25 protein-coding genes and 1 tRNA gene are annotated in these 25375 nt (G+C 55.9%); 14 read left to right on the forward strand and 12 right to left on the reverse strand.

The genetic code is table 11. The features are described from left to right. Window positions 1-142 precede the first annotated feature (142 nt). The 5 genes from ACMWJS_RS12085 to ACMWJS_RS12105 form a co-directional block, all read right to left on the reverse strand. The gene (locus ACMWJS_RS12085) at window positions 143-1174 is read right to left on the reverse strand and encodes an ABC transporter ATP-binding protein (RefSeq protein ID WP_414747119.1); all 1032 of its coding nucleotides are present in this window, start codon (window positions 1172-1174) and stop codon (window positions 143-145) included. A gap of 1 nt (window position 1175) precedes the next feature. Next, window positions 1176-2750, reverse strand: a complete 1575-nt coding sequence (locus tag ACMWJS_RS12090; protein ID WP_167214578.1) for an ABC transporter permease — start codon at window positions 2748-2750, stop codon at window positions 1176-1178. A 24-nt stretch (window positions 2751-2774) separates the two neighbouring features. Beyond that, entirely contained in the window at window positions 2775-3791 is a 1017-nt protein-coding gene (locus tag ACMWJS_RS12095) for an iron ABC transporter substrate-binding protein (protein WP_048026887.1), read from the reverse strand. Window positions 3792-4149: 358 nt separating this feature from the next. Beyond that, window positions 4150-4980, reverse strand: a complete 831-nt coding sequence (locus ACMWJS_RS12100) for a CPBP family intramembrane glutamic endopeptidase (RefSeq protein ID WP_262790226.1) — start codon at window positions 4978-4980, stop codon at window positions 4150-4152. A 102-nt stretch (window positions 4981-5082) separates the two neighbouring features. Then, window positions 5083-5159 (reverse strand) — tRNA-Arg (locus ACMWJS_RS12105). A 278-nt stretch (window positions 5160-5437) separates the two neighbouring features. On the opposite strand from ACMWJS_RS12105, the gene ACMWJS_RS12110 reads away from it, so the two are divergent. The 3 genes from ACMWJS_RS12110 (at window position 5438) to fimZ (ending at window position 8322) form a co-directional block, all read left to right on the forward strand. Continuing rightward, window positions 5438-6136 (forward strand): EAL domain-containing protein, encoded by a 699-nt coding sequence (locus ACMWJS_RS12110; protein ID WP_414747120.1) that lies wholly within the window; start codon window positions 5438-5440, stop codon window positions 6134-6136. A 24-nt stretch (window positions 6137-6160) separates the two neighbouring features. Next, window positions 6161-6889: a helix-turn-helix transcriptional regulator gene (locus tag ACMWJS_RS12115; RefSeq protein ID WP_167214569.1), complete on the forward strand. Its 729-nt coding sequence runs from the start codon at window positions 6161-6163 to the stop codon at window positions 6887-6889. A gap of 800 nt (window positions 6890-7689) precedes the next feature. Next, the gene (fimZ, locus tag ACMWJS_RS12120) at window positions 7690-8322 is read left to right on the forward strand and encodes a fimbria biosynthesis transcriptional regulator FimZ (protein ID WP_414747121.1); all 633 of its coding nucleotides are present in this window, start codon (window positions 7690-7692) and stop codon (window positions 8320-8322) included. 51 nt (window positions 8323-8373) lie between these two features. Here the strand turns inward: fimZ and sfmF are convergent, their stop codons facing one another. The 6 genes from sfmF to fimA all read right to left on the reverse strand — a co-directional run bounded on the left by sfmF (window position 8374) and on the right by fimA (window position 14385). Next, window positions 8374-8895: a fimbria assembly protein gene (sfmF, locus tag ACMWJS_RS12125; RefSeq protein WP_414747122.1), complete on the reverse strand. Its 522-nt coding sequence runs from the start codon at window positions 8893-8895 to the stop codon at window positions 8374-8376. Window positions 8896-8904: 9 nt separating this feature from the next. Next, a complete protein-coding gene (gene fimH / locus ACMWJS_RS12130) occupies window positions 8905-9912 on the reverse strand; it encodes a type 1 fimbria D-mannose specific adhesin FimH (RefSeq protein WP_045909723.1) in 1008 nt (335 codons plus the stop codon). Further along, window positions 9905-12466 (reverse strand): fimbrial biogenesis usher protein, encoded by a 2562-nt coding sequence (locus ACMWJS_RS12135; protein WP_414747123.1) that lies wholly within the window; start codon window positions 12464-12466, stop codon window positions 9905-9907. The genes fimH and ACMWJS_RS12135 overlap by 8 nt, the downstream gene beginning before the upstream one ends. A gap of 14 nt (window positions 12467-12480) precedes the next feature. Continuing rightward, on the reverse strand, window positions 12481-13173 hold the full coding sequence (gene fimC, locus ACMWJS_RS12140; RefSeq protein WP_048030144.1) for a type 1 fimbria chaperone FimC: 693 nt from the start codon (window positions 13171-13173) through the stop codon (window positions 12481-12483). A gap of 34 nt (window positions 13174-13207) precedes the next feature. After that, window positions 13208-13753 (reverse strand): type 1 fimbrial protein subunit FimI, encoded by a 546-nt coding sequence (gene fimI / locus ACMWJS_RS12145; RefSeq protein WP_023310642.1) that lies wholly within the window; start codon window positions 13751-13753, stop codon window positions 13208-13210. A gap of 68 nt (window positions 13754-13821) precedes the next feature. Further along, complete coding sequence (fimA, locus tag ACMWJS_RS12150; RefSeq protein WP_008499333.1) at window positions 13822-14385, reverse strand: type 1 fimbrial major subunit FimA; 564 nt, start codon at window positions 14383-14385, stop codon at window positions 13822-13824. A gap of 310 nt (window positions 14386-14695) precedes the next feature. Here fimA and folD point away from each other — a divergent pair, with 310 nt between their 5' ends. The 5 genes from folD to ACMWJS_RS12175 all read left to right on the forward strand — a co-directional run bounded on the left by folD (window position 14696) and on the right by ACMWJS_RS12175 (window position 19256). After that, window positions 14696-15562: a bifunctional methylenetetrahydrofolate dehydrogenase/methenyltetrahydrofolate cyclohydrolase FolD gene (gene folD, locus ACMWJS_RS12155; protein WP_008499332.1), complete on the forward strand. Its 867-nt coding sequence runs from the start codon at window positions 14696-14698 to the stop codon at window positions 15560-15562. A 1-nt stretch (window position 15563) separates the two neighbouring features. Beyond that, entirely contained in the window at window positions 15564-15776 is a 213-nt protein-coding gene (gene ybcJ / locus ACMWJS_RS12160) for a ribosome-associated protein YbcJ (RefSeq protein ID WP_028012224.1), read from the forward strand. Between the two features lie 285 nt (window positions 15777-16061). Continuing rightward, window positions 16062-17561 (forward strand): PTS transporter subunit EIIC, encoded by a 1500-nt coding sequence (locus ACMWJS_RS12165; RefSeq protein WP_414747124.1) that lies wholly within the window; start codon window positions 16062-16064, stop codon window positions 17559-17561. Between the two features lie 83 nt (window positions 17562-17644). Continuing rightward, a complete protein-coding gene (gene malI, locus ACMWJS_RS12170) occupies window positions 17645-18661 on the forward strand; it encodes a Mal regulon transcriptional regulator MalI (RefSeq protein WP_045909727.1) in 1017 nt (338 codons plus the stop codon). Window positions 18662-18734: 73 nt separating this feature from the next. Then, a complete protein-coding gene (locus ACMWJS_RS12175) occupies window positions 18735-19256 on the forward strand; it encodes a metal-dependent hydrolase (protein WP_252077471.1) in 522 nt (173 codons plus the stop codon). Window positions 19257-19342: 86 nt separating this feature from the next. On the opposite strand, the gene cysS is transcribed toward ACMWJS_RS12175, so the two are convergent. Further along, window positions 19343-20728, reverse strand: coding sequence for a cysteine--tRNA ligase (gene cysS, locus ACMWJS_RS12180; protein WP_048225958.1), 1386 nt, complete (start codon window positions 20726-20728; stop codon window positions 19343-19345). Window positions 20729-20902: 174 nt separating this feature from the next. Between cysS and ppiB the strand changes: the two genes are divergently transcribed. The 6 genes from ppiB to mnmH all read left to right on the forward strand — a co-directional run bounded on the left by ppiB (window position 20903) and on the right by mnmH (window position 25370). Then, window positions 20903-21397 carry a peptidylprolyl isomerase B gene (gene ppiB, locus ACMWJS_RS12185; protein ID WP_008499327.1) on the forward strand — a complete coding sequence of 165 codons (495 nt, stop codon included), beginning with the start codon at window positions 20903-20905 and terminating at the stop codon, window positions 21395-21397. A 3-nt stretch (window positions 21398-21400) separates the two neighbouring features. Continuing rightward, window positions 21401-22123 carry a UDP-2,3-diacylglucosamine diphosphatase gene (gene lpxH / locus ACMWJS_RS12190; protein ID WP_320759876.1) on the forward strand — a complete coding sequence of 241 codons (723 nt, stop codon included), beginning with the start codon at window positions 21401-21403 and terminating at the stop codon, window positions 22121-22123. A 136-nt stretch (window positions 22124-22259) separates the two neighbouring features. After that, window positions 22260-22469 (forward strand): YdgH/BhsA/McbA-like domain containing protein, encoded by a 210-nt coding sequence (locus tag ACMWJS_RS12195; RefSeq protein ID WP_008499325.1) that lies wholly within the window; start codon window positions 22260-22262, stop codon window positions 22467-22469. Window positions 22470-22640: 171 nt separating this feature from the next. Then, on the forward strand, window positions 22641-23150 hold the full coding sequence (purE, locus tag ACMWJS_RS12200; protein WP_414747125.1) for a 5-(carboxyamino)imidazole ribonucleotide mutase: 510 nt from the start codon (window positions 22641-22643) through the stop codon (window positions 23148-23150). Beyond that, on the forward strand, window positions 23147-24214 hold the full coding sequence (gene purK / locus ACMWJS_RS12205) for a 5-(carboxyamino)imidazole ribonucleotide synthase (RefSeq protein WP_414747126.1): 1068 nt from the start codon (window positions 23147-23149) through the stop codon (window positions 24212-24214). Before purE ends, purK begins: the two co-directional genes overlap by 4 nt. A gap of 85 nt (window positions 24215-24299) precedes the next feature. After that, entirely contained in the window at window positions 24300-25370 is a 1071-nt protein-coding gene (gene mnmH / locus ACMWJS_RS12210) for a tRNA 2-selenouridine(34) synthase MnmH (RefSeq protein ID WP_414747127.1), read from the forward strand. Window positions 25371-25375: the final 5 nt, after the last annotated feature.

The raw sequence follows: 25375 nt of genomic DNA on the forward strand, positions 1-25375 counted from the left end.
TTCCTTGAGATTAATCAGCAACCACGAAAAACCTCACGCATTATGGTGAGGTTTTATGAGCATGGTAGAGAATCTCAGGAAATGCCATTCTTTCGGGAAAATTGTTTTATAACAACCCGTTGCATGAAATTACTAACGAATATTAAGAATAGTCGAATACACGCGCGGCGCCAGCAATATCAATGCGTACCGCCGTGCCCGGGTTCCATCCTGGCTGGCTGACGGTCTTCAGGGTCACGGGCTCGTGCTGCCCGGCGAGCTCGAGGGTGAGCGTCGACAGGTGGCCGGTAAAATCCACATCAAGAATGGAGATTGGGCTTTCATGTGAGGCGCATGCCGTCACGCTCAGCTGCTCCGGGCGCAGCATCACTCTGCCCTGCCCTGTCGCCTGCGCGTTGTCCGTGGGCACCTCACCCAGGGCGCACAGGGCGTAGCCCGCGGTGAGCTGCGCAGGCAAGATTAGCGCATCACCAAGAAACAGTGCCGTCTCTTCGTCAACGGGACGGGTATAAACCTCATAAGGCGTCCCGACCTGCGTGAAACGTCCGGAACGCATGACGGCAACCTGCGTGGCAAAAGACAACGCTTCGTTCTGGTCGTGGGTGACCAGAATCGAGGCCACGCCCGCTTCGGCCAGCAGATCGGCCGTTGCCTTACGCGTCATCGCGCGCAGGCCGGTATCCAGCGCCGAGAACGGCTCATCCAGCAGCATCAGTGAAGGACGCTGGGCCAGCGCACGAGCAAGCGCCACACGCTGCTGCTGTCCGCCGGAAATCTCGTGGGGCCAGTGTGTTGCGAGCTGCCTGTCCAGCGAGACCATCTCCATCAGCGCCTCAACGCGCTGGCGCTTCTCGTGGCGGGTCCCGTCCAGCCCCCAGGCAATGTTGTCTGCCACGTTGAGGTGGGGGAACAGTGCGCCCTCCTGCGGCACAAAACCGATCCCGCGCTGGTGGGCTGGGACAAAACGGTTTTCATCAAACAGCGTTCTTCCCTGCATGACAATACGTCCGGTGTCGGGCGTCTCAAACCCGGCAAGAATACGCAGCAGCGTGGTTTTACCCGACCCCGACGGCCCGACAATGGCCGTTCTGCTCCCCGGCGCAACGCTCAGGTTTAAGCTGTCGAGCACCTGCACATCAGCAAACGATTTAGAAATGGCGGTTAATTCAAGCATGTCATAGCCCTGCAATTTTCTTCGACTGCATATAGAGAATGGCGGTCAGCGGGAGGGAAATCAGGATCATCAGCATCGCGTAAGGTGCCGCTGCCACATAATCAATCTCGCTGGTCAGCGCCCAGAATCCGGTGGAGAGCGTGCGCGTGCCCAGGGGAGAGAGCAACAGCGTGGCGGTCAACTCGTTGCTGACGCCGAGGAAAACCAGCGCGGCTCCCGCCGCCGCACCCGGCGCGGCCAGCCGCATCGTGACGCTCCAGAGCGCCTTCGCGGGCGTGCTGCCAAGGCTGCGCGCCACGTTTTCCAGCTCAACCGGTGCCTGCGCAATTCCCGCCCGCAGATTGATGAGCGCACGGGGCATAAACATCAGCAGATAGGCAAGGAACAGGGTTATTTCCGTCTGGTAAATGGGACGGGCGTAGTGAATGGTGACGGTGACCAGGGCCAGCGCCGTGACAATGCCCGGCAGCGAACTGGTGATATAGATGCACCCTTCCAGCATCCGGAAGATACGGTGCGGATAGCGGATACCGAGCCACGCGATGGGGATCACGCACGTCGTCGTCAGCAGCGCGCCGCCCACGCCGAGCATCAGCGTCTGGCGCAGCGAGTGCCAGAGATCGGCGCTCATCCAGTTTTCCACACCGCCGAGCCAAATCCAGCGACACAGGACAACCAACGGCACGCCCAGCGCCAGCACGATCAGCACGATGAAAAACAGCTGCCCCAGCACGGCAGCCGCAGGCCTCAGCGGCCAGCGTTTCTGTTCGCGCGCGGCACCGGCGCCAATGCGCGCGTAGCGTGCCTTTCCACGCGTCACGCCTTCCAGCACTAAGATAGCCAGGCAGCATAACGCCAGCACGCCCGCCAGCATGTTTGCCGCCGGGCCGCTGAAGGTAGACTGAAACTGGTCATAAATTGCCGTGGTGAAGGTATCAAAGCGGATCATCACGTACAGGCCATATTCCGCCAGCAGATGCAGCGCCACCAGCAGCGCGCCGCCGCAGATAGCCAGCTTGAGCTGGGGCAGAACCACGCGGAAAAAGACCCGCCACGGCGGGGTGCCGAGCGATGCGGCCACATCTTCGAGCGTCGGGTCAAGGCGGCGCAGCACCGCCGCAACCGGCATGTAGATAAAGGGATAGTAGGCCAGAACGGAGAGAAACACGCCCGCGGAGAGCCCGTGCATGGACGGAACAACGCTCACCCAGGCATAGCTTTGCACAAACGCGGGGATCGCCAGCGGGGCGACCGCCAGTGCAGACCAAATTCCCCGTCCGGCAAGCTGCGTGCGCTCGGTGAGCCAGGCTATCGCCACGCCCGTCACGATACACAGCGGAACCGCCAGGGCCGTCAGCCACAGCGTGTTGCTGAGCAGCTCAGCCACACGCGGGCGAAACACCAGCGCCTTTATCGTTTCCCAGCCCGTCTCAATGCCAATGGCAATGATAAAACCCAAAGGCAGAAGCGCCAGTAATGAAAACAAGACAGCTAACGCAACCATCGGCAGTGCAGGACGCCTGCGGGCAGGCTCCTGCACTCTGTTTTTTCCGATGTCGAGACTCAGACCAGACATAAGACGTTCACTTCACTCTCAGGATCACAGCAGACCGGCTTGCGTCATCAGCTCGATAACTTTCTTACTGTTGAGCGTTGAAGGTTCAACTTTCGGCGCATCAAGATCTTTCAGCGGAACCAGTTTCGGGTTGGAGGCTGCGTTCACACCCACGGCGTATTCAAAGGCGTTGTTGGTACGCAGACTTTCCTGACCTTCTTTGCCGGTAATGTATTTGATGAAGGCCTGCGCCTGCGCTTTGTGTTTGCTGGACGCCAGCACGCCACCGCCGGAAAGGCTTACGAACGCGCCCGGATCCTGGTGTTTGAAGTAGTAGAGCTGGGTGTTTTTGCTGTTTTCACCGGTTTTGGACTGATCGACAAAGCGGTAGTAGTGATAAATCACCCCGCCATCAATCTGACCAGCATTGACCGCTTTCATCACAGTGCTGTTACCTTTATAGGCAACGAAGTTGGCTTTCATCGCCTTGAGCCATTCCAGGGTGGCTTTTTCGCCTTTCAGGGCCAGCATCGCGCTCACGATGGCCTGGAAATCCGCGCCTGAAGGAGATGCCGCCCAGCGGCCTTTCCACTCGGGTTTCGCCAGATCCATCAGTGACTTAGGCAACTGCTGTTCGCTCAGCTTCGCCGGGTTATAGACGAATACGGTGCTGCGGGCGGCAATGCCGATCCAGCGGCCGTGCGCCGGACGATACTCTGCCGGTACCTGCTTCAGAGTGTCGGCATCCAGCGGTGCAAACAGGTTGGCGTTATCCACCAGCACCATGGATGGCGAGTTTTCCGTCAGGAATACGTCTGCCGGCGATGCGCTGCCTTCCTGAACCAGCTGGTTACCCAGCTCGCTGTCATCACCATTACGCAAAGTCACTTTAATCCCGGTTTCTTTGGTAAAACCGTCAACCCACGACTTCACCAGGTTTTCATGCTGCGCGTTATAAACAACGATACCGTCGTTGTTATCGGCGGCAACCGATTGTGTGGAAAGGAAAAGAGATGAAGACAACAAGGCAAGCGAGAAGCAGGACAGCAGGCGAGAATTCATGAACATATCCTTAATAGACCAACGGGAGTAACCACTCATAGCTTTGTGGGACAGGATTAAAGCATACAACAACGCTAATGATAATTAGTATCAATCCAGTTTACGCGTAAAAGTGTAAAATTTCTTTTTAGCAGATTTTGTAATGATAAAAATCCAAATTTTAATACGAGATAATTTCTAGATTAAGAAAACCTTAAGCCTGCCCACAACGAAATTCATTAGCCTTCTATTCATTATGGCGCGAAGGTAAATCTGTTATTCGCGCTCCCGGCAGATATAAAAAAGCCCCGTCATTGCGGGGGCTTTTTATGGTTATCCGGAGGTAGCTAAATTTATTAGGCTACTCATTTAAAAAGCATTACATAGCCGCATGAGGGGCATACACAGGATAGGTGAAAAACAATAAATGCACGCAATTCAGCCCAAAATGGAATAACGTTGCAACCCAGAGCCTGCCGCTCCACATCCACGCCAGGCCGTAAATAATGCCGGCGAGGCTGGCAAAAATAATCAGTAGTAAACCGCCGCTATAATGCATCAGCCCAAAGATGACTGAGGCAATCAACAACGCCACGACAGGGTGAACGATCCGGGACAAGCGCTGCTGCAGATAGCCTCTGAACAGGGCTTCCTCGGCCAAAGAGACGAAGAAAATATTCGCAAGGGCAAATTGCGCGAACCATTCTGGCGCATGTGGCTCAATTCTCAGTCCGCCCAACGCCACAGCCAGAAGTAACAGCGCGGGTACCGCAAGTACCAATATTCCCCAGCCGACCTTGCCAATTTTATAGAGGGGTTTTGCTACGAATAGCGTTGGCATGCACGTAATTAAAAAGAACGGCACCACCGCCTTGTCCATATTAAAGTACATACTGAACGGTATGCTTTGCGGACCAACGACGACAGCATCCAGCACTTTGGGATTATGGAAGCCCGGGAGCACATGCATAACCAGGGCAACGGCGATGACCACGCACAGGCCTTCAATCAGATAAGTATATTTATCATCTTTATTACGTAGCCATTCAACAACAGACCAGCCAATAACGATTGATGCAATAACCAGCAGCGCCGGGGCGTCAAGAATGCTCTGTTTCCAGCCGAGAAATGCCGTTAATCCCAGCAGCAGGTAAGCCAGGCTTTTATTAAGGGAAAGTGCGGCAAGCGAAATCGCGAGTAGATACCACATAAATGTCCTTCATGACCGATAAATTTTAGGGTCGATGTCCCAAATATGGCCCACAACGGAAATCAGGAGGATGTGAGTGAGGCGTAACTCTATGAAATGAAATGGCACGCCCTGTAGGATTCGAACCTACGACCTACGGCTTAGAAGGCCGTTGCTCTATCCAACTGAGCTAAGGGCGCACTGAGAAGCGTGTACTTCGCGGCGGTGAAACGCGAAGAATTATACGGTCAATGGCAGGTGAGTCAATGCCTTTTCCGTTTTAAGGAGCAATTACCGCTAGCCGATTGTAAATACGGCTATTTTCTCAACATTTATCCCCGTTTTACCGTAAAATTTAGCGCTGCGAAAAGGCTTAGTTGCATTTAAGTAACGCCTGCTGTTTTCCTGTACGTCAGCTCGTCACACTAGAGTCAGGTATCCCGGCCGCCTGGAGGCTGACAGACAACAGGACAATGGAGTGACAGCGCAAAACCTGATCGATACGCCCCCCCGGTTACAGTACATATCTCAGGACATCGTCGGCATTAAGCTTGAGCCCATCGTCGCCCTTACCTCCTTGCGCCAGGTTGGCGTCGAGGTCCTTAGCGTTCTGGCCGACACGCGGCACAGTGAGGACTTTTTTTGCGATCGGTCCGCTGAGTGGTCGATAACGCTGCTTGAAGCGCAGCTTGCCACGTTAAAAAATACGCCGCACGGTCATAACCTTTTTATTAATCTGCCGATAACCGTCCTGACAGAGCCTGCGTCCTTTCAGCGTCTTATCAGACTCCCCTGCGTGCCGCTCAATATTGAGTTTGTCGACCCTGCGGCTTTTTTGGCGCTGTCTGTCGCGCGCAAGCAGCTTGTGGTTCAGAATCTGCAGCAGCTGAGCAGACAGGGGCACGCAATCTGGCTGGATGACATCGATGACGTCTTAGTGCAGTTGTTTTTATCCTGTCGACTCCCGTTAAGCGGCATCAAAATAGATAAGGAAGCATTCTGGCGTTTACGCGATACCCCTGCGCTGAGGCAACTGGTTTCCCTTTGCTTTCAGCTTGCCGGGAAAGTGCTTATCGAAGGTATTGAGACTGAACGCGATCGTACCTGGGCACTGCAGGCAGGCGCAGACTTTGGCCAGGGATATTACTGGCCGTCCTGGACATGGCCGGAGGATTAAAACGCCATTTCCAGGAGGGAGACCATGCGAATGACAGTGCGCCGTTACCGGCGGCGGCGTACAGGAAGTGATGCACTGGGATTTACGCGCTCACCTTTTGCTCCCCCCTTTTTCGACCGGCTCGAATTCTTGAGCCAGTCCATCAGCCAGCCCCGCAAAACAGACGCCCCGTTTATCCTTCTGGTGACGGAGGATCACTATCTGCGCACCGGTTTTCTCAACGGGCAGTTCCCGCTGAGCAGCTGCTGTGACTACGCCACGCTGGATGACGCCCTTGTCGCGCAGATGCAGTGGCCTTCTGCCCGTCTGGTCGTGGATATTGAAAGCCGGTCCACGGGGCTTCTGGAGAAACTGGATCAGTTGAGACGCCACAGCCTGTTTCCGCCTTTCCTTACGCCCTGGCTGTTAGTCCGGGCCGATAATTACGACACCCGCCTCTTCTGCAAAGCGGCAGGTCCTTTTCATGTACTCGAACGCCAGCTGAACGCCGCGGCACTCCAGCACAGCCTGCTGGATACCCGCCCCCCACAGGGCTCCGACAAAGACTGGTTCTCCCGCAACGAATGGCCGATCCTGCAGGAACTTTCCCGGGGCAAGACGTTACGTCAGATTGCCCTTATGCAGAATCGTCCCTATAGCCGCATTATCTATCGTCTCAGCTGCATCCTGGTGAAACTGGGGCTGAGTCATCGGCAGGAATTACTTCACCTTCTTAATAACCTCTCAGACTGCACGTTTACACTCACCTCCTAACCCCTTATTTCCTAAAGCGCTTTAGGAATTTACTTACCATTCGTGTTTCAAAAATGTTAATTTTTAACAATAAAGTCGAAATTATAACTATTCCTAATTTATGGCCGCGAACCTTGCGAAATGCCACAAATTGAACGAACGGCAGCACTTTCCTCCATCCGTTAAGTGAATGCAGACAGCGTTAACAAGATGATAATGATGTAAAAACAAGCAGGTTAGCGGGAACGCTCAGGAGGAAAAAGCGAAGCGGATAGCATGTTCTCCTGTGCATGAGATGTGGGCCTTCGGGTCAACCTGCGCGCTTTCAGATGAAGGTCTGACGGCCTGCGAGGGCAATTGTTGTCCTCATCAGCGTGGGTTTGTCCCCCTGAATGATGCGTATTTTTGTTAACAATTGATCAACATAAAGAGATATGTGTTATTTTTTGTTATTACTTAAAGATGAAAATATGCGGTAAATGAGATAACAGGATATTTCCGCTAAATTTAAAAAAATAGCGATTCAGATCCAGAAGATAATACAAACCCATAAGCGGATATTAATTTACAGGGTTTTCGGAAAAAACTTACCCTGTATAATAAGATGCGTACCAAATCTGAATAAGAAAAACCTTTTTGCCAACACCAGCCAAATGAGATGACCGCGCTGAGGCATAGTTCTTTTCATTACGTAAACAAGGATGCTTTCGCTCTTTCCAGGGAAATACTACGGTATAGGGATCTGCACATTATATCCTTCCGGCATTTCGAGAGTTTTACCAAACTCTGCATAACGCTTTTAACAATCTGAGGCATTAAAAATGAAACCGGCATCCGTTATCATTATGGACGAACATCCTATCGTCAGAATGTCGATAGAAGTCCTGCTACAGAAAAATAAGAATATCACAGTCAAGCTCAAGTCTGGCGATAGCCATGAAGTTCTTGACTGTATCCGTAATCACCCTATCGATCTGGTGATCCTTGACATTGAACTCACGGGCACGGATGCTTTCACTTTACTTAAGAGAATCAGAAACTTAAACAAAGACATTAAGGTTCTGTTCCTCTCGTCTAAATCAGAGTTATTTTACGCGGGTCGCGCTATTCGCGCCGGGGCAAATGGCTTCGTCAGTAAACGTAAAGATTTGGGTGAGATCTACAACGCCGTAGAAATGATCCTGATGGGCTATTCCTTTTTCCCGTCAGAAACGCTGAACTTTATAAACCATTTGGGTTCAGGGAAAGGGATGGCTGTCGATATGCCATTATCGAATCGCGAGGTCACGGTATTACGGTATCTGGCGAATGGATTATCCAATAAGGAAATTGCTGAACAGCTACTATTAAGCAACAAAACCATTAGCGCGCATAAATCCAATATTTATTCCAAGCTGGGTGTGCAAAGCATCGTGGAATTAATTGATTACGCCAAAGCGCACGAGCTGCTTTAACCTGAATTCACTCCCTGCAGCTTATCTGAGCTGCAGGGAGTGCGGTCAGTGCTAATTATAGTTAATCATAAAGGTGGCATCCGCATCGGCTCGTCCGGGCTGAGGGTTATCTGCAGTGGCAATATAATTGGCATAAAACGACAATATTGCATTCCCCTGCGCATCAACCGAGACCGGCTGGCTGGCCTGCTGGAGAGCCAGACGCGTTTTATCCGCATCCCTGATCTCTACCGCGACACGGCTCGCTGTACTGGCGTCGTTCAGCGCCAGCAAACCGTTATTGCTCCCGTCGGCTTTGCCCGAAAACGTAATGGACGCCGCACCCGGCGGACAGCCGGTCAGCTTCAGCGTAAACGGCATGGGCTGCGTGCGGCTCCCGGTAGTGCTGAGCTGTTTCGTGGGCCAGGTGCCCAGCGTAACGGTCTTGTCGCTGTCGCTCCCCTCGGCAACGCAGGTAAAATCGACAATATTGCCGTAGAGCCGAATGTTAATTTCGCCCAGCGCGGTGTCCGCCTGAGCCTGTGTGCAAAGCGCAAAAAGCGCCACGGTGATAAAACGGATCCCGTTTCGCATATCGGCTCCTTAGTCGTAATCCACACGCAGATACCCGCGCGAGGTAAAACGCCCTTCCGCTGGCTTATTGCCCGTCACGCTCACCGGCCAGACCCGGATCCCCACCTGTGCCTGCGCGCTATCGTCGAGGCGGAACGGAATTTTGCTTGTCAGGTTGTTAGGCGTCAGCGGCGCTCCGCTCTCGTTGGCAATGATGAACCCGACGTCCGGGTTATCCGACACCAGCACATTATCAGAGACTTTTTCCGCCTCAACGCGCATCGTCAGCATGGCGTTCGCCTCCACGTTGGTGCATTTGATCGCAATGGTTTTGCTTTGCGATGAGACGCCCTCCGGTTTGTTACCTACACCCGCCTTGCTGAACAGGGAGGCGCCAATGTCACCGAAATCAAACTCCACCACGTTACCGGCATTGATGGCGCAGCTTTGCGGCACCTGGATGGTACCGCTGTAGCTGATGGTATAGACCGGCGTGGTGAGCGGATCGGAGGAGGTGGTGGTGACGTAAACGCGGAACATGGTGGCGCGCGGGATCACGACCATGTTAATAAAACGCCGGGTCACCTTAAGGCGGAAGACAAGGCTGGAGTCCTGAACGCCAAACGGTTTGTTTTTCGAGACGTTAGGGTGGCTCCCCATCTGGATATAGTTTTTAGGCGGATAAAACACGCCAGCATAGCTGTCCGTGATTTTCATGGCCCCGTCCAGATAGTCGTTAAGCTTCAGATACTGATAGCCATCGCTCGTTCCCGTGACCGGGTAGTCGGTCACATAGCTACGCTTGGTGGTATTCCCGACGGTGCCCTTCGGGCAGACGGCATTCACCCCTACCCACTGCGACTTCTCGCTAAGCGTCACGACCTGTCCAATCTGGTTATTCGAGCTATTGAATTTATCCGTGAGGTCGTAATGCACCTCCGTCGGCACGCCCTTTTCATTGACGCACACGGTAGCGAATGCGTTTGTCGCAGGCAGTAACGCCAGAAGCGACAAGGCAAAGATGTGGGTTTTATTCACAGCGAATCCCCTTCAGTGTGATTGCCTGTTGCAGGCTCTTTTCAGGCAAGCTGTATGGCGCGCGACACTGGGACTGCGCCCCGTCGCCCCACTGGATCAGCAGTTCGCCTTCCAGCGGCAGCCCGCTCAGGTAAATTTGCCCGTCATCCCCCACCATGCTGGTGACACCGCTCCGGGTCTCACGGACCACCGCGCCGAACGGCACGGGCTGGTTACCGCGCATCACCGTCAGCAGGGCGCGCACGCCAATGCGGGTATCAAAGCTGGCGCGCACCAGCGCGCCTTTGGTCGGCACCACGCTGCTCACGTTGTTTTCGATGTCCGTGTTGTTGCTCATGGTGTTGGTATCCAGCGCCACGCGGTTATAGCGGTAGACGGTGGCATACGGCATTACCGCGTAGCCTCGCCAGTCGGTTCTCACGCCGGTCTGGTTTTCGACGCTGACGCCGGATGCCCCCGGAGCTTTGATCAGCACGTTGGTGTCGCCCAGCGGCTGGCTGAAGGTCACGCCGTCGGCATGGCCGACGACCCCACCGGAGAGCTGCCAGTTGAGATCGTGCTGATCGTCGCTGTAGTTGTAGCCCACGCCCAACGTACCGTAGGTCGCCTGCCAGTTGGCGCTGGCGCTTCCGCTTGCGCCGTTGGTGCTGGTGTGTCCCTGGGTCACGCTGTAGTTCAGGTTGCGGTCCTCCAGCAGCGTGCCGCTGACGCCGGTTTGCCAGCTCGTGTCGCCATCGCTGTTCCGGCTGGCGGAAGCCGTGGCATAGGCGCGGTCAATCGCGCTGTCCCGGCGATAGCCCTGGCGGGTAAAGATACTGAACGGCACGGAGACGTTAAACGACGCGATCCGGTCGGTGCCGTCGATCCCGACGGATTTGTTCCACGACCACGAAACGGAGTAGTTGATCCCCTTCACACCCCCCGCGTAGCCCAGCTGGTACCAGAGGTTCGACTCGTCGGTTCCCCAGTAGGTCTGCTCGCTGCCGGAGATATAGATCGAGCCGTAGTCCCCCAGAGACTGAGATACGTTGAGCTGGAAGCGGCCTTTTTTATTCCACGTCAGGTTGTGATAACTCTGCACGTCCGGCACGCCGTCATTATCCTGGCTGTCGGCATACTGATAGCCTTCCATTGAGCGCCAGGCCACATCATCGAGGGTGTAAAATCCTTTTGTGGAGTAGCGGTAGCCCAGCAGCTGGAAGTTGGTGCCGAAGCCGTTAAGGGATTTCGCATAGAGGAAGCGCAGGGACTGCCCTTCATGCTTGCTGTCGTCCGCGAGCTGGCTGCGGGCGTGGGTGATATCGAGCGAAACCGCGCCCCAGTCGCCCAGGTTTTTTCCGGCCCCGACGGCGACCGCGGTATAGCGTGAGGCCAGCTGCGTTCCGCCGTAGAGCGTAAAACCGTTGACAAGTCCGGTAATCAGGGTGCCCTGGGTGAAGAACGGCGTGTCCTGATCGCGGTTACCGCTGCGGTAATCCCCCGCGACGAGGTCATACTTCCAGCGCCCTTCGCGCTGCAGAAGCGGCACGGTAGAGTACGGCACGGTATAGCGCTGCTGGGTGCCGTCTTTCTCTTCTACCGTCACTTCCAGGTCACCGCTTGAAGAGGTGGGGTTGAGATCGGTAATCGCAAAGGCGCCCGGCTGCACATAGCTTTGATAGATCACGTAGCCATTCTGACGGACCACCACTTTGGCGGGCGTACGGGCGATCCCGCGCACGGTGGGCGCGTAGCCCTGCAGGCTGTCCGGATACATGCTGTCAGACGAGAAGAGCCGTCCACCGCGGAACCCCATGCTGTCGAAGACGTCATTGCCGGTATTGCTGTCGCCCAGGACCAGTTCGCTTTTCAGCGGGATCACGGTGCGCTGCGCCCAGGTGCCAATATTCTGCCACTCGCTGTGTCGCTGCCCGTTGGTCTGCGTGTATCGCCATGCGCCGTTGTTACGCAAGCGCCAGGCGCCATAGTTCAGCCCGCTCTGCAGGTTGAGATAATAGCTGTCGTCTTCGCTTCCCCGGTTGCCGGAGAAGCTGTAGTTCAGCAGCGCGGCGGGAATGCCCTCATCCCACTGTTCAGGCGGAATGTAGCCCCGGGCGCTGTTCTGTAATGCCACCTGCGGCAGGCTGACGTTCAAACGCTGTGAGGCAAAGTTGAATACCGTTTCGCTGCCGGGAATGGCCGTGGTCAACGGGACGCAGGTCTCGCCCTGGACCTGAGCCAGCTCGGGAAACGCCGCGACGTTGACGCCAAAGCGGTCGAGCATCGCCCGCGTAATACACGGCGATAACCCGCCCGCCACCGGCGGCGTGTTCTCAGCCTGCTCAAAACGCACGTCCTGAGTTCCGATAAATTCATCGTTACGCCAGATATCCACGCGATAAACGCCGGGTGCCTGCTGGTGCCCTTGTTCAAAACGCGACAAATCCGCCACGCTGGCGGTGTCGTCGGACAAAAAGGCCGGGTTGAAATAGCTTTCGCTCCAGCCAGCCTGTGGCCAGAGCGCAGCCATCAGCGCCAGCGCAACCGGGCAGTAACGTCTCTGGTGGTTTTTCATCGCCCTGACTCTGCTCACAGGTTGACGCTACGCGCCGGCGTGATGGCACCGTAGTCATTCACGCTCTGCCAGGAGAGCGTGCCGCTGGCACCAGCTGGCAGCACCTGCTGAGCCGCGCTTTTCGGCGCAACCATCAGGTTATCCAGCGTCTGACCGCCCAGCTTAAGATTGACGAGGGTGATGTAATACGGGGACGCGTTGCTGACTTTGAGATGGTTGCCGGCGCGCTCAAACCGCAGCTGGGAAAGCGCCTCTTCCGGCTGCATCGCCAGGTTGTTCGGGCGCACAAACAGCTTGATGCGCGAGAGGATAGCCAGCTGCAGCACGTTATTGTTTTCCGTTTTGGCTTTGTTCACTGACGGGATCGCTTTCACGTTCATGTAAAACAGCGATTCACGGTCGGCAGGCAGCGCAGGACCGGCGTAAATAATGCGCAGCGTGTTTTCACTGTCCGGCTCGCTAACAAACAGGGGCGGCGTGACGGCAAACGTTTTTTCTTTTTGCCCGTTTGCATTTTCGATCCACGCGTTAATTAAATAGCGTTCCTGTTTATTGCTGTTGGTGATTGCCAGCGACGTTTGCTTCGCCTCTGCGGGATAAATAACGCGGGTGGCTCCCAGCGCAATACCGCCGGATGCATTCGCGCATGCAGAAACCATCATTAAAATAAACGATAAAAAAAGTCCTGGTTTAATTAGGGTATTCATCACAACCGTACCTTTAATAATGTGTTCGCAGGTGTTATGGATAAATCAACGTAAACCAGACATCCGACTGAATTTTGCCTGGCTCGAGGTGTTCGGAAATAGCCCGATAGCGGGCGCTAAAATGGAACGCCAGCTCGCGGGTATCGATCGGCAGCCAGCTGACGGCCGTGGCATTCGGGATAATCTGACGTTGCTGTTCGTCAAAGAGCGCCAGCCCGACGCCGCTGCTGACAGGCGTTTCACCTGGCCGCGATGTCGCCAGAAAGACCTGCGGATCCTCTGCGGGTGTGACGCCCTGAAACTGGATCCCCACGGTGCGCGAAACATCAACGCTGCAGTCCAGCAGCCGCACGGTGAACGGCACATTTACCGTGGAAAAACTGCCCACGCCGGAAAATGAGTTGGTTCGGTACTGCCCCATATCGATGCGCATATTCTGGCTGTCGGGCGCCACGGCGCAGCCGCCGTTCACCAGTTCACCCCGGAGATGAACCTTGCCGCCTTCAATCACCACGGTATGCGCCGATGCCGGGCAAGCCATCGCAAGGGTTAACAGCAGTAGTGTTCCTGTCCTTGTCATCCTTCGTTCCTGGCAATAGCGTATGACGGGCCTCGTCCCTGAGGCCTGAACATCCCTGTGCGGAGGAATTATTCGTATTTCATTACGAAGGTGGCGTCAGCGTTCGCCTGGCCTGGCTCGGTAGTCGCAGCCGTTGATTTATAACGCGCGGTGAACTTCAGGGTGTTTGTCCCTTCGATCAGCGTCTGCGCAGCAGAGAAGGTCGCACCGTCTGGGGTCAGAACGCTGGATTTGCTGTCGAGGATCTCGATACCCACGCCTTTCGCGGTGTTGTCGTTGCTGCCGGAGGTGACGGCCAGCAGGGTTTTGTCGGTTGGGTCGATCTGACCGGTGAACGCAACGGCTGCGGTTTTGGCGACCAGCGGATCGCAATCGTTCAGTTCAATGTTGAACGGAATATTAGAGGTGGTGTCGCCCACTTTGGTGAATTTCGCGGTGCGATACTGACCCAGATTAACGGTCTGCTCGGAAGAATCCGTATTTACTGAACAAGCCGCATTAACCAGCTCACCTTTAAAATGTACGGTACCGCCATTTACGGAAACCGGGGCAGCAGGATCTGCTGCATTTGCGGCACCCGCAACCAGGGCCAAAGTTGCAATAACAGTAGAAGCAATGTTGCTGAGTTTCATGTCTATTCCTTTAAAATGTAAATAACCCTTCCCGCGAATAATCGGGAATAAGAAATACGTTCAATTGATGAATTGAAAGCTTATTTCGGAGGAGACAAAGTAGCTCAGGAGGCGATTTTTAAATATGTCAAAACGCTGCCATTTCGCCAGGTCACATCCTAATCCCGCCTAAGAAATTGACCATCCCTTAAGAAGGGTTTTTGCGGCTTGCTGATAAAAACGCGCAAAGGGTGACTGACAGCGAGGCTCGCTTCTGACAAAATACACGCATCCCCCCTTTTCGAACGTTACAGACGGAATCTTCTCTCTGATGGCAGCAAAGATTATTGACGGTAAAACGATTGCGCAGCAGGTGCGCTCTGAGGTCGCGGAAAAAGTGAAGGCGCGTAAAGCCGCCGGAAAACGCGCCCCCGGGCTGGCCGTTGTGCTGGTTGGCAGTAACCCGGCATCGCAAATTTATGTCGGCAGCAAGCGCAAAGCGTGTGAAGAGGTCGGCTTCGTCTCCCGCTCTTACGATTTGCCGGAAACCACCAGCGAAGCAGAACTGCTGGAACTTATTGACACTCTGAATGCCGATAAAGAGATCGACGGTATTCTGGTTCAGCTGCCGCTGCCCGCCGGTATCGACAACGTGAAGGTGCTGGAGCGTATCGCACCAGATAAAGACGTGGACGGTTTCCATCCGTACAACGTGGGCCGCCTGTGCCAGCGTGCGCCGCGTCTGCGTCCGTGCACGCCGCGCGGTATTGTGACGCTGCTGGAGCGTTATAACATCGATACTTACGGCCTGAACGCCGTGGTCATTGGCGCGTCCAACATCGTGGGCCGTCCGATGAGCATGGAGCTGCTGCTGGCCGGCTGCACCACCACCGTCACCCACCGCTTCACCAAAAACCTGCGCCACCACGTTGAGAACGCCGATCTGCTGATCGTCGCGGTCGGTAAGCCGGGCTTTATTCCGGGCGAGTGGATTAAAGAAGGTGCGATTGTCGTAGACGTCGGGATTAACCGTCTGGAAAACGGCAAAGTGGTCGGCGACGTGGTGTATGAAGATGCCGCCGCGCGTGCCTCTTACATTACCCCAGTACCGGGCGGCGTAGGCCCGATGACCGTCGCAACGCTGATTCAGAATACCCTGCAGGCATGCGAAGAATATCACGACGTAGAGGACGCGTAAGATGGCCACATTTTCATTAGGCAAACACCCGCACGTTGAGTTGTGCGATCTGCTCAAGCTGGAAGGCTGGAGCGAAAGCGGTGCGCAGGCGAAAATCGTCATCGCCGACGGGCAGGTAAAAGTCGACGGCGTGGTGGAAACCCGCAAGCGCTGCAAGATTGTCGCGGGGCAGACCGTGAGCTTTGAAGGCCAGAGCGTAACCGTTACGGCCTGAGTCCCCTCATCCTAACCCTCTCCCCAACGGGGAGAGGGAACAGTCCGAACGCCGTTTCCAGGCCGGGTAAGGCGAAGCCGCCACCCGGCAATGTCTCTCACCATCCCCTCACACCCATCACGGTTATTTATCGATCCACTTCAAATAATCACTATTTCATCTGTTGAAAAGTGAAAATTCAGTTGCGCGTTTTTCACTCTTTGCCCACGATAAGTAGAACGTTCTACTAAAACGTTCTACTTACAATAACAGCGCCAAAAAAAGCGCTACTCGGGGGAAATCAGCATGAGTCTGATATCAGGGTTTGTTAAATCGCTGTCTAAGTTATCGATGATTGGTCGCGCCTTAATGCTGCCAATTTCACTGCTTCCCGCTGCGGGCCTGCTGCTGGCCTTTGGCGATAAGTTCCATCTGCCGCTGATGATGAACGCGGGCGGGGTTATTTTTGATAACCTGCCGATGCTGTTTGCCATTGGTTCTGCCGTGGGCCTGGCGTCAGAATCCGGTATTGCGGCGCTGTCCGCGGCGGTCTCGGTGTTTGTCACCAATATCACCATCAGCACCGTGCTGAGCATCACGCCGGAAATGGCCTCCCAGGGCGGGAAATACGCCATGGTAGTGGGCATTCCGACGCTGCAGATGGGCGTCTTTGGCGGCCTGATCTGCGGTATTCTCGCGGCCTGGTGCTATAACCGCTTCCACACCATGCAGCTTCCGGAATTCCTGGGCTTCTTCTCCGGCAAGCGCTTCGTGGCGATTGCAACGGCGTTCCTCTCGTTCCTGATGGGGCTGCTGCTGCCGTACGTCTGGCAGCATATCCAGGCCGGTATCGACGCCCTCTCCGTGGTCGTTAACGGCGATAATCAGGCGGCCTCGACCTTTATCTTCGGTCTGGTGGAACGCGCGCTGATCCCGCTCGGTCTGCACCATATCTGGTATCCGTCGTTCTGGTATTCGTTTGGGGATTACACCACCCAGGCAGGCCAGGTGATCCACGGCGACCAGACCATCTGGTTCAAGATGCTGGAAGGAGGGGTGAAATCCTTCAGCAGCGACACCTACCAGAACGCCGGCAAGTTCATGCAGGGTGAATTCCCGCTGATGCTGTTCGCGCTGCCTGCGGCGTGCCTGGCGATGTATCACGAAGCCCATACGAAGAATAAAAAAATCGCGGCCGGTATTCTGTTCTCTGCGGCGCTCACCTGCTTCCTGACGGGGATCACCGAACCGGTTGAGTTTACCTTTATCTTCGTGGCACCGATTCTGTACGTCTTTAACGCCATCATGGCGGGCCTGGCCTACATGACCATGTACCTGCTGCATGCGCATATCGCCAAGTCGTTCTCTGCGGGCTTTATCGACTATCTGTCATTCGGGATCCTGCCGTCGTTTAACGGCTACCAGACCCACTTCCTGAGCGCCATTATCATCGGCATTCCAATGGGCCTGATTTATTACTTCACGTTCCGCTTTGTGATCCGTCGTTTCGACGTGAAAACGCCGGGCCGCACTGAAGTAACCGCCAACGCAGATGAGAAATCGGATTCTGAACTCGCGACCGAGATCATCACCCTGCTGGGTGGCGCGCATAACATTGACTCCGTCGGCGCCTGTATCACTCGTCTTCGCCTGGAGGTAACAAAAAGCGAGGCGGTGGATAAAGACGGCCTGAACGGACTCGGCGCGCGCGGCGTGGTGTTTGTCGGCGACAACGGTATTCAGGTGATTTTCGGTGCCAGAGCACAGTTTATCGCCCAGACCATGTCCACCATGATCGGCAAATAATAAGATGCCTGAACGACACGTCTCCTGTACGCTGGGAGACGTGTTTTATCTGGCTGATAATCGGTAAATTTCAGGGAGCGGTTTTGAAGAAAGTCAGCATTATTGATGTCGCGAAGCACGCGGGCGTGTCGGTTTCCACCGTCTCGCTGGTGCTGCGCCAGAAAGGGAAAATCTCAGAGGCAACGATCGAGAAGGTCAACGCTGCCATCAATACCCTGGGCTATGTTCATAACGTTGCCGCTGCCAACCTTCGCGCCAATACCTCCAACCTGATTGGCCTGATCCTCCGTGACTTTAGCGACAGTTTCTCCATCAAGGTGATGGCGAGCATCGTTCAGGATCTTGAAAAACAGGGGTATATGGTTTTTCTCGGTCAGCCCCAGAACGACCATGACCATCTTGAGCGCTGCCTGCTGTCGTTTAAGCAGCAGGGCGTCGCAGGGGTGATTTATCTGGCCTCGGATACCCGCACCGCCACCCTCCCGGAAAAGATTCGCCACTGCCCGCTGCCGCTGGTGGTGGTCTCGCAGTCGCTGCTGGATGAAAAATGCAATCTGGTGATGCGCGATAACCGACAGGCGGCCAGTCTGGCGGTGCGTTATCTTATCGAACGCGGTCATCGTAATATCGCCTACATTGGCGGACGCGAAGGCTGCCTTATCCGCGAACAGCGCCTGCTCGGTTTTCGCAGCGCGATGGCGCAAAACGGGCTGGTCTGGCGCGATGAATACTCTCCGGCCTGCAGCGATGACACGCTGGCAGCGGGTTTCGCGACCCGCCAGCTGCTGGAAAAAAACAATACCATCACCGCCCTGCTCTGCCACTCGCCGGATGCCATGATCGGCTCCATCTCCGGTATTCATCAGGTCGGGCGTACGGTGGGTAAAGATGTGTTTCTGACGCAGCAGGTCGCCCTGGTCGGTTTCGAAGATATGCTCCACGTTAACCTCACCTCACCCTCGTTTACCTACGTCTCGTCCGCCAGCGAAGAGACGGGGCGTCAGGCGGCCGGGCTGATTATTCGCACGCTGAAGGAGCCGACGCTGCAAACCCAGCGCATTACGCTTTCCGGACAGCTTATCGCACGCGAGTCGGCGTAAAATCAGAATTTCGCACAGGTTTTTTAGCGCGGAATGACTGCTATATTTCCATGATTTGCCATGGATAATCACAATGCCTACCGTCATTACACACGCTGCTGTTCCGCTTTGCCTGGGCTTAGGCCTGGGGACAAAAGTTATCCCACCCCGTCTGCTGTTTGCCGGCATTGTTCTCGCCATGCTGCCGGACGCCGACGTGTTGGCGTTTAAGTTCGGCGTCGCGTATGGCAACGTTTTCGGCCATCGCGGCTTTACCCACTCCCTGCTGTTTGCCTTCGTGGTGCCGATACTTTGCATACTGACTGGACGACGGTGGTTCAGGGCCAGCCTGACGCGATGCTGGCTGTTTTTAACCGTGTCACTGCTGTCGCACAGCCTGCTGGATTCGATTACCACAGGCGGGAAAGGCGTCGGCTGGCTGTGGCCGTGGTCGGATGAACGCTTCTTTGCGCCGTGGCAGGTGATTAAGGTCGCGCCGTTTGCGCTCTCACGCTATACCACGCCGTACGGGCATCAGGTGATTATTTCAGAACTGCTGTGGGTGTGGCTGCCGGGGGTCGTGCTGATGGGAATGTTGTGGTGGAAAAGAAGGTAAAAAAAAGCCGGGTGGCGGCTGCGCCTTACCCGGCCTACTTTTGCCTGTAGGCCCGGCAAGCGTGAGCGCCACCGGGCGTTACAGACTTACTTACGGCGCCAGGTGGTGCCCTGTGGGCCGTCTTCCAGGATGATGCCCATCTCGGTCAGACGGTTACGCGCCGCATCTGCCGCCGCCCAGTCTTTCGCCTGACGCGCTTCCAGACGCGCCTTGATCAACGCTTCAATTTCCGCCACTTCACCGTCATCCGCCTGCGCACCGCTCTGCAGGAACGCGTCCGGCTCCTGCTCCAGCAGGCCAAGCACGGCAGAGAGCTTACGCAGATGGGACGCCAGCGCATTCGCCGCGGCCATATCTTCTGACTTCAGGCGGTTCACTTCGCGCGCCATGTCGAACAGCACGGAGTAGGCTTCCGGGGTGTTGAAGTCGTCGTTCATCACCTCAATAAAGCGCGCTTCGAACGCTTCGCCGCCTGCCGCCGGAACAGACCTGTCGGTACCGCGCAGCGCGGTGTAGAGACGCTCCAGCGCCGATCGCGCCTGTTTCAGGTTCTCTTCGCTGTAGTTCAGCTGGCTGCGATAGTGGCCGGACATCAGGAAGTAGCGCACGGTTTCCGCGTCGTAGTATTTCAGCACGTCGCGCACGGTAAAGAAGTTACCCAGCGATTTCGACATCTTCTCGCGGTCAACCATTACCATCCCGGAGTGCATCCAGTAATTTACGTACTCGCCGCCGTGGGCGCAGGTGGACTGCGCGATTTCGTTTTCGTGGTGCGGGAACATCAGGTCTGAGCCGCCGCCGTGAATGTCGAAGTGTTTGCCCAGCTGCTTGCAGTTCATCGCAGAACATTCAATGTGCCAGCCCGGACGGCCTTCGCCCCACGGGGATGGCCAGCTTGGCTCACCCTCTTTGGACATCTTCCACAGCACGAAGTCCATCGGGTTACGCTTCACGTCAACCACGTCGACACGGGCACCGGCCTGGAGCTGATCCAGATCCTGACGGGAAAGCGCACCGTAGGTTGGGTCCGTCGGCACGGAGAACATCACATCGCCGTTGTCGGCAACATACGCATGACCGCGGGCGATCAGCTTTTCGGTGATCTCGATGATTTCGTGAATATGGTGGGTCGCGCGCGGCTCGCTGTCCGGACGCAGAATATTGAGGGCGTCGAAGTCTTTGTGCATCTCAGCGATCATGCGATCCACCAGCGCGACAAAGCTTTCGCCATTTTCATTCGCGCGCTTGATGATCTTATCGTCGATGTCGGTAATGTTGCGCACGTATTTCAGGTTGTACCCCAGAAAACGCAGGTAGCGTGACACCACGTCGAAGGCGACAAAGGTACGGCCATGGCCAATGTGACAGAGATCGTAAACCGTAATACCACACACGTACATGCCGACTTCCCCGGCATGGATAGGTTTAAATTCCTCTTTTTGGCGCGTCATTGTATTAAAGATTTTTAACATCGAAGATTCCATGTAAACACGTGTGTGGTTGAAAACCGGCTATTCTACCCGTAATTCAAACCCGAAGCAGCACACAATGCAAGGTGATCGCATCCTGTGGTTATGCTATAACAAGCCCCTATAGATGACCCGAAGGCGGGTCGACGTACCACAATAACGGAACAGGATGCAAAAATGGTTACTTTCCACACTAATCATGGCGATATCGTAATCAAAACCTTTGATGACAAAGCGCCTGAAACAGTTAAAAACTTCCTGGACTACTGCCGCGAAGGTTTCTACAACAACACCATTTTCCACCGCGTGATCAACGGTTTTATGATCCAGGGCGGCGGTTTCGAACCTGGCATGAACCAGAAAGCCACTAAAGAGCCGATCAAGAACGAAGCGAACAACGGCCTGAAAAACACCCGCGGCACGCTGGCGATGGCACGTACTCAGGCGCCTCACTCTGCTACTGCACAGTTCTTCATTAACGTGGCGGACAACGACTTCCTGAACTTCTCCGGCGAAAGCCTGCAGGGTTGGGGCTACTGCGTATTCGCAGAAGTGGTTGAAGGTATGGACGTGGTTGACAAGATCAAAGCCGTCTCTACTGGCCGCAGCGGTATGCACCAGGACGTTCCAAAAGAAGACGTTGTGATTACAAGCGTGACCGTCAGCGAGTAATTGGTGGCGACACTCTTTATTGCGGATCTTCATCTGCAAACAGAAGAACCGGCGATAACCGCCGGTTTTCTGCGTTTTTTACGCGGTGAAGCGAAAAGCGCCGATGCGCTGTACATCCTGGGCGACCTCTTTGAAGCCTGGATTGGCGACGATGATCCTAACCCGCTGCACCGTGAAATGGCCGCCGCCATTCACGCGCTGGTGGATTCCGGCGTCCCCTGCTACTTCATTCACGGCAACCGTGATTTCCTGATCGGCAAGCGCTACGCCCGTGAAAGCGGCATGACGCTGCTGCCGGAAGAACAGGTGCTCGACCTCTACGGCCGCAAGGTGCTGATTATGCACGGCGACACGCTCTGCACCGACGATACCGGCTACCTGGCGTTTCGCGCCAAAGTCCACACCCCGTGGATCCAGAAAGTGTTCCTTGCCCTGCCGCTGTTTATCCGCAACCGCATCGCCGCCAGAATGCGCGCAGGCAGTAAAGCCGCCAACAGCAGCAAATCCATGACCATCATGGACGTCAATCCACAGGCGGTCGTGCGGGTGATGGAAAAGCATGACGTTCAGTGGCTCATCCACGGTCATACCCATCGTCCTGACGTGCATTCCCTCCTCGCCAACGGCCAGCCCGCACACCGCGTGGTGTTGGGTGCCTGGCACACCGAAGGCTCCATGGTCAAAGTCACGCCTGAGGGCGTGGAGCTGATCGCGTTTTCGTTTTAACCCCCTTCATATCATTCTATTTTTTTGAACAATAACGGCAAATTGTTTCGATTTTAATCAGCCCGTGGTCGGCCTATTATTTATCACATCAGGGCAACATGCCCTATCCCAGACAAAACACTTAAGGAATACGACCATGAAATCCATCAAAACTTTCGTTGCAGTTGCAGCTCTCTCCCTGGTTTCTTTCGGTTCTTTCGCGCAGAGCGTGAGTGCAACCGCCTCTACCCTTGACCGCGCAGAAGCGAAAATCGCTGCACAGGCTGCTGAACAGGGCGCGTCTTACAAAATCACCAGCGCGAAGGTCGACAACCGCGTGTATATGACCGCAGAACTGACGAAATAATGATTGCCCTTCGACAAAAACAGACCGCCAGAATGCGGTCTGTTTTGTTATGAATTGATGGCAACAACGGCTCAAGATTTAACCGCGCAACCGTTTTCCTTGCCCGTATAACATGCTATTCTCTGTGCCCTCGAAAGCAGTGTGTTTCGCACCACAGGAGTTTTAAGACGCATGTCTTCCCGCAATAATCCGGCGCGTGTCGCCATCGTGATGGGGTCCAAAAGCGACTGGGCTACCATGCAGTTCGCCGCCGAAATCTTTGACATCCTGAATGTTCCGCACCACGTTGAAGTGGTCTCCGCGCACCGTACGCCGGACAAACTGTTCAGCTTCGCCGAAAGCGCCGAAGAGAACGGTTATGAGGTGATCATTGCCGGTGCGGGCGGCGCAGCACATCTGCCGGGCATGATTGCCGCCAAAACCCTGGTGCCGGTGCTGGGCGTCCCGGTACAAAGCGCCGCGTTAAGCGGTGTGGACAGCCTCTACTCCATCGTTCAGATGCCGCGTGGCATTCCCGTCGGCACGCTGGCGATTGGTAAAGCGGGTGCCGCCAATGCCGCCCTGCTGGCCGCGCAGATCCTGGCGACGCACGATAAAGACTTACATCAGCGTCTGGAGGCGTGGCGTAAAGCCCAGACCGACGAGGTGCTGGACAATCCAGACCCGCGGGGTGCCGCATGAAGCAGGTTTGCGTTCTCGGTAACGGCCAGCTAGGCCGCATGCTGCGTCAGGCTGGCGAACCGCTGGCGATTTCCGTCTGGCCCGTCGGCCTGGACGCCGAGCCGGAAGCGGTACCGTTCCACCAGAGCGTCATTACCGCTGAGATCGAACGCTGGCCGGAGACCGCCCTGACCCGCGAGCTGGCGCGTCACAACGCCTTCGTTAACCGCGACGTGTTCCCGATCATTGCCGACCGTCTGACGCAAAAGCAGCTTTTCGACAAGCTGGGCCTCGCAACCGCACCGTGGCAACTCCTGTCTGATAAAAGCGAGTGGAACGACGTCTTCGCCATGCTGGGCGAACTGGCGATCGTGAAGCGCCGCGTGGGTGGCTACGACGGCCGCGGCCAGTGGCGGCTGCGCGCAGGCGCCACCGCCGAGCTGCCGGATGATTGCTACGGCGAGTGCATTGTTGAGCAGGGCATCAACTTTAGCGGTGAAGTGTCGCTGGTTGGCGCGCGTGGACATGACGGGCACACCGTGTTTTATCCGCTGACGCATAACCTGCATCAGGACGGCATTCTGCGCACCAGCGTGGCCTTCCCGCAGGCCAATGCTGACCACCAGGCGCAGGCGGAAGAGATGCTCTCTGCCATCATGCACGAGCTCGGATACGTGGGCGTGATGGCGATGGAATGCTTTATCACCCCGTCTGGTCTGCTGATCAACGAGCTGGCACCGCGCGTGCACAACAGCGGCCACTGGACGCAAAACGGCGCCTCCATCAGCCAGTTCGAGCTGCACCTGCGCGCAATTACCGACCTGCCGCTGCCGCAGCCGGTGGTGAACAGCCCGTCGGTGATGATCAACCTGATCGGAACCGATCTGAACTACGACTGGCTGAAGCTGCCGCTGGTGCATCTGCACTGGTATGACAAAGAGGTTCGTCCGGGTCGTAAGGTTGGCCACCTGAACCTCAACGACAGCGACACGGGCCGCCTGAGCGCCACGCTGGAAGCCATGATCCCGCTCCTGCCGCCGGAATACGCGAGCGGTATTGTCTGGGCACAGTCAAAGCTTAAATAGTTATCCCTCCGCCGGGGAGTTGACCTCCTCTTTCCCCGGCGTACAATTCCCGCCCATTGCTGCTTAGCTTTCTTCTGGAATAACCATGAACGATGGAACGGACTATCGCGCGATCCTCGCGTCCGATACCCCTTTAATCGACGTTCGCGCGCCGATCGAATTTGCCCAGGGCGCGATGCCAGCGGCAGTCAACCTGCCTTTAATGAATGATGACGAGCGCGCCGCCGTCGGCACCTGTTATAAACGCCAGGGACCGGACGCCGCGCTGGCGCTCGGCCATCGCCTGGTGAGCGGCGACACGCGTGAGGCCCGCATCACCGCCTGGCGCGAAGCCAGCCTTGCCCATCCTGAGGGCTTTCTCTGCTGCGCGCGCGGCGGCCAGCGCTCGCATATCTCGCAGGCCTGGCTGAAAGAGGCGGGCATCGACTACCCGCTGATCCGCGGTGGCTATAAGGCCCTGCGCCAGACGGCAATTCAGGTGACCATTGAGCAGTCGCAAAAGCCGATGGTGCTTATTGGCGGCTGTACCGGGAACGGTAAAACCCTGCTGGTGAAGCAGCATGCACAGGGTATCGATCTGGAAGGACTGGCGCACCATCGCGGTTCATCGTTTGGTCGCACGCTGACGCCGCAGCTTTCCCAGGCCAGCTTTGAAAATCACCTTGCGGTTGAGCTATTGAAAAAAGACGCCGCGCGCTGGGTGCTGGAAGATGAAGGCCGGATGATTGGCTCTAACCACCTGCCAGCCTGCCTGCGCGACCGCATGGTTGAAGCCCCTATCGTGGTGGTAGAGGATCCGTTTGAGATCCGTCTTGAACGCCTGCGCGAAGAGTATTTCGACCATATGTGGGAGGATTTTTCTGCTGCCTACGGCGAGGAAGCAGGCTGGAAAGAATACAGCGAGTATCTGCATCACGGCCTGTTCGCCATTCGTCGCCGCCTGGGGCTGCAGCGCTTTGCGGAATTTACCGCGCTGTTAGATTCCGCGCTGTTGGAACAGCAACGATCTGGCCGCACGGACGCGCACTTCAGCTGGCTTGCGCCGCTGCTGAAGGACTATTACGACCCAATGTACGGCTATCAGCTGGAGAAAAAGGCGGAGAAGATTGTCTATCGCGGGACGTACGGCGAGGTTGCTGACTGGCTTAATCGCTGAAAAAA

This window comes from Enterobacter sp. HK-058-C-ECC (assembly GCF_047531125.1).
GTDB lineage: Bacteria > Pseudomonadota > Gammaproteobacteria > Enterobacterales > Enterobacteriaceae > Enterobacter > Enterobacter quasiroggenkampii.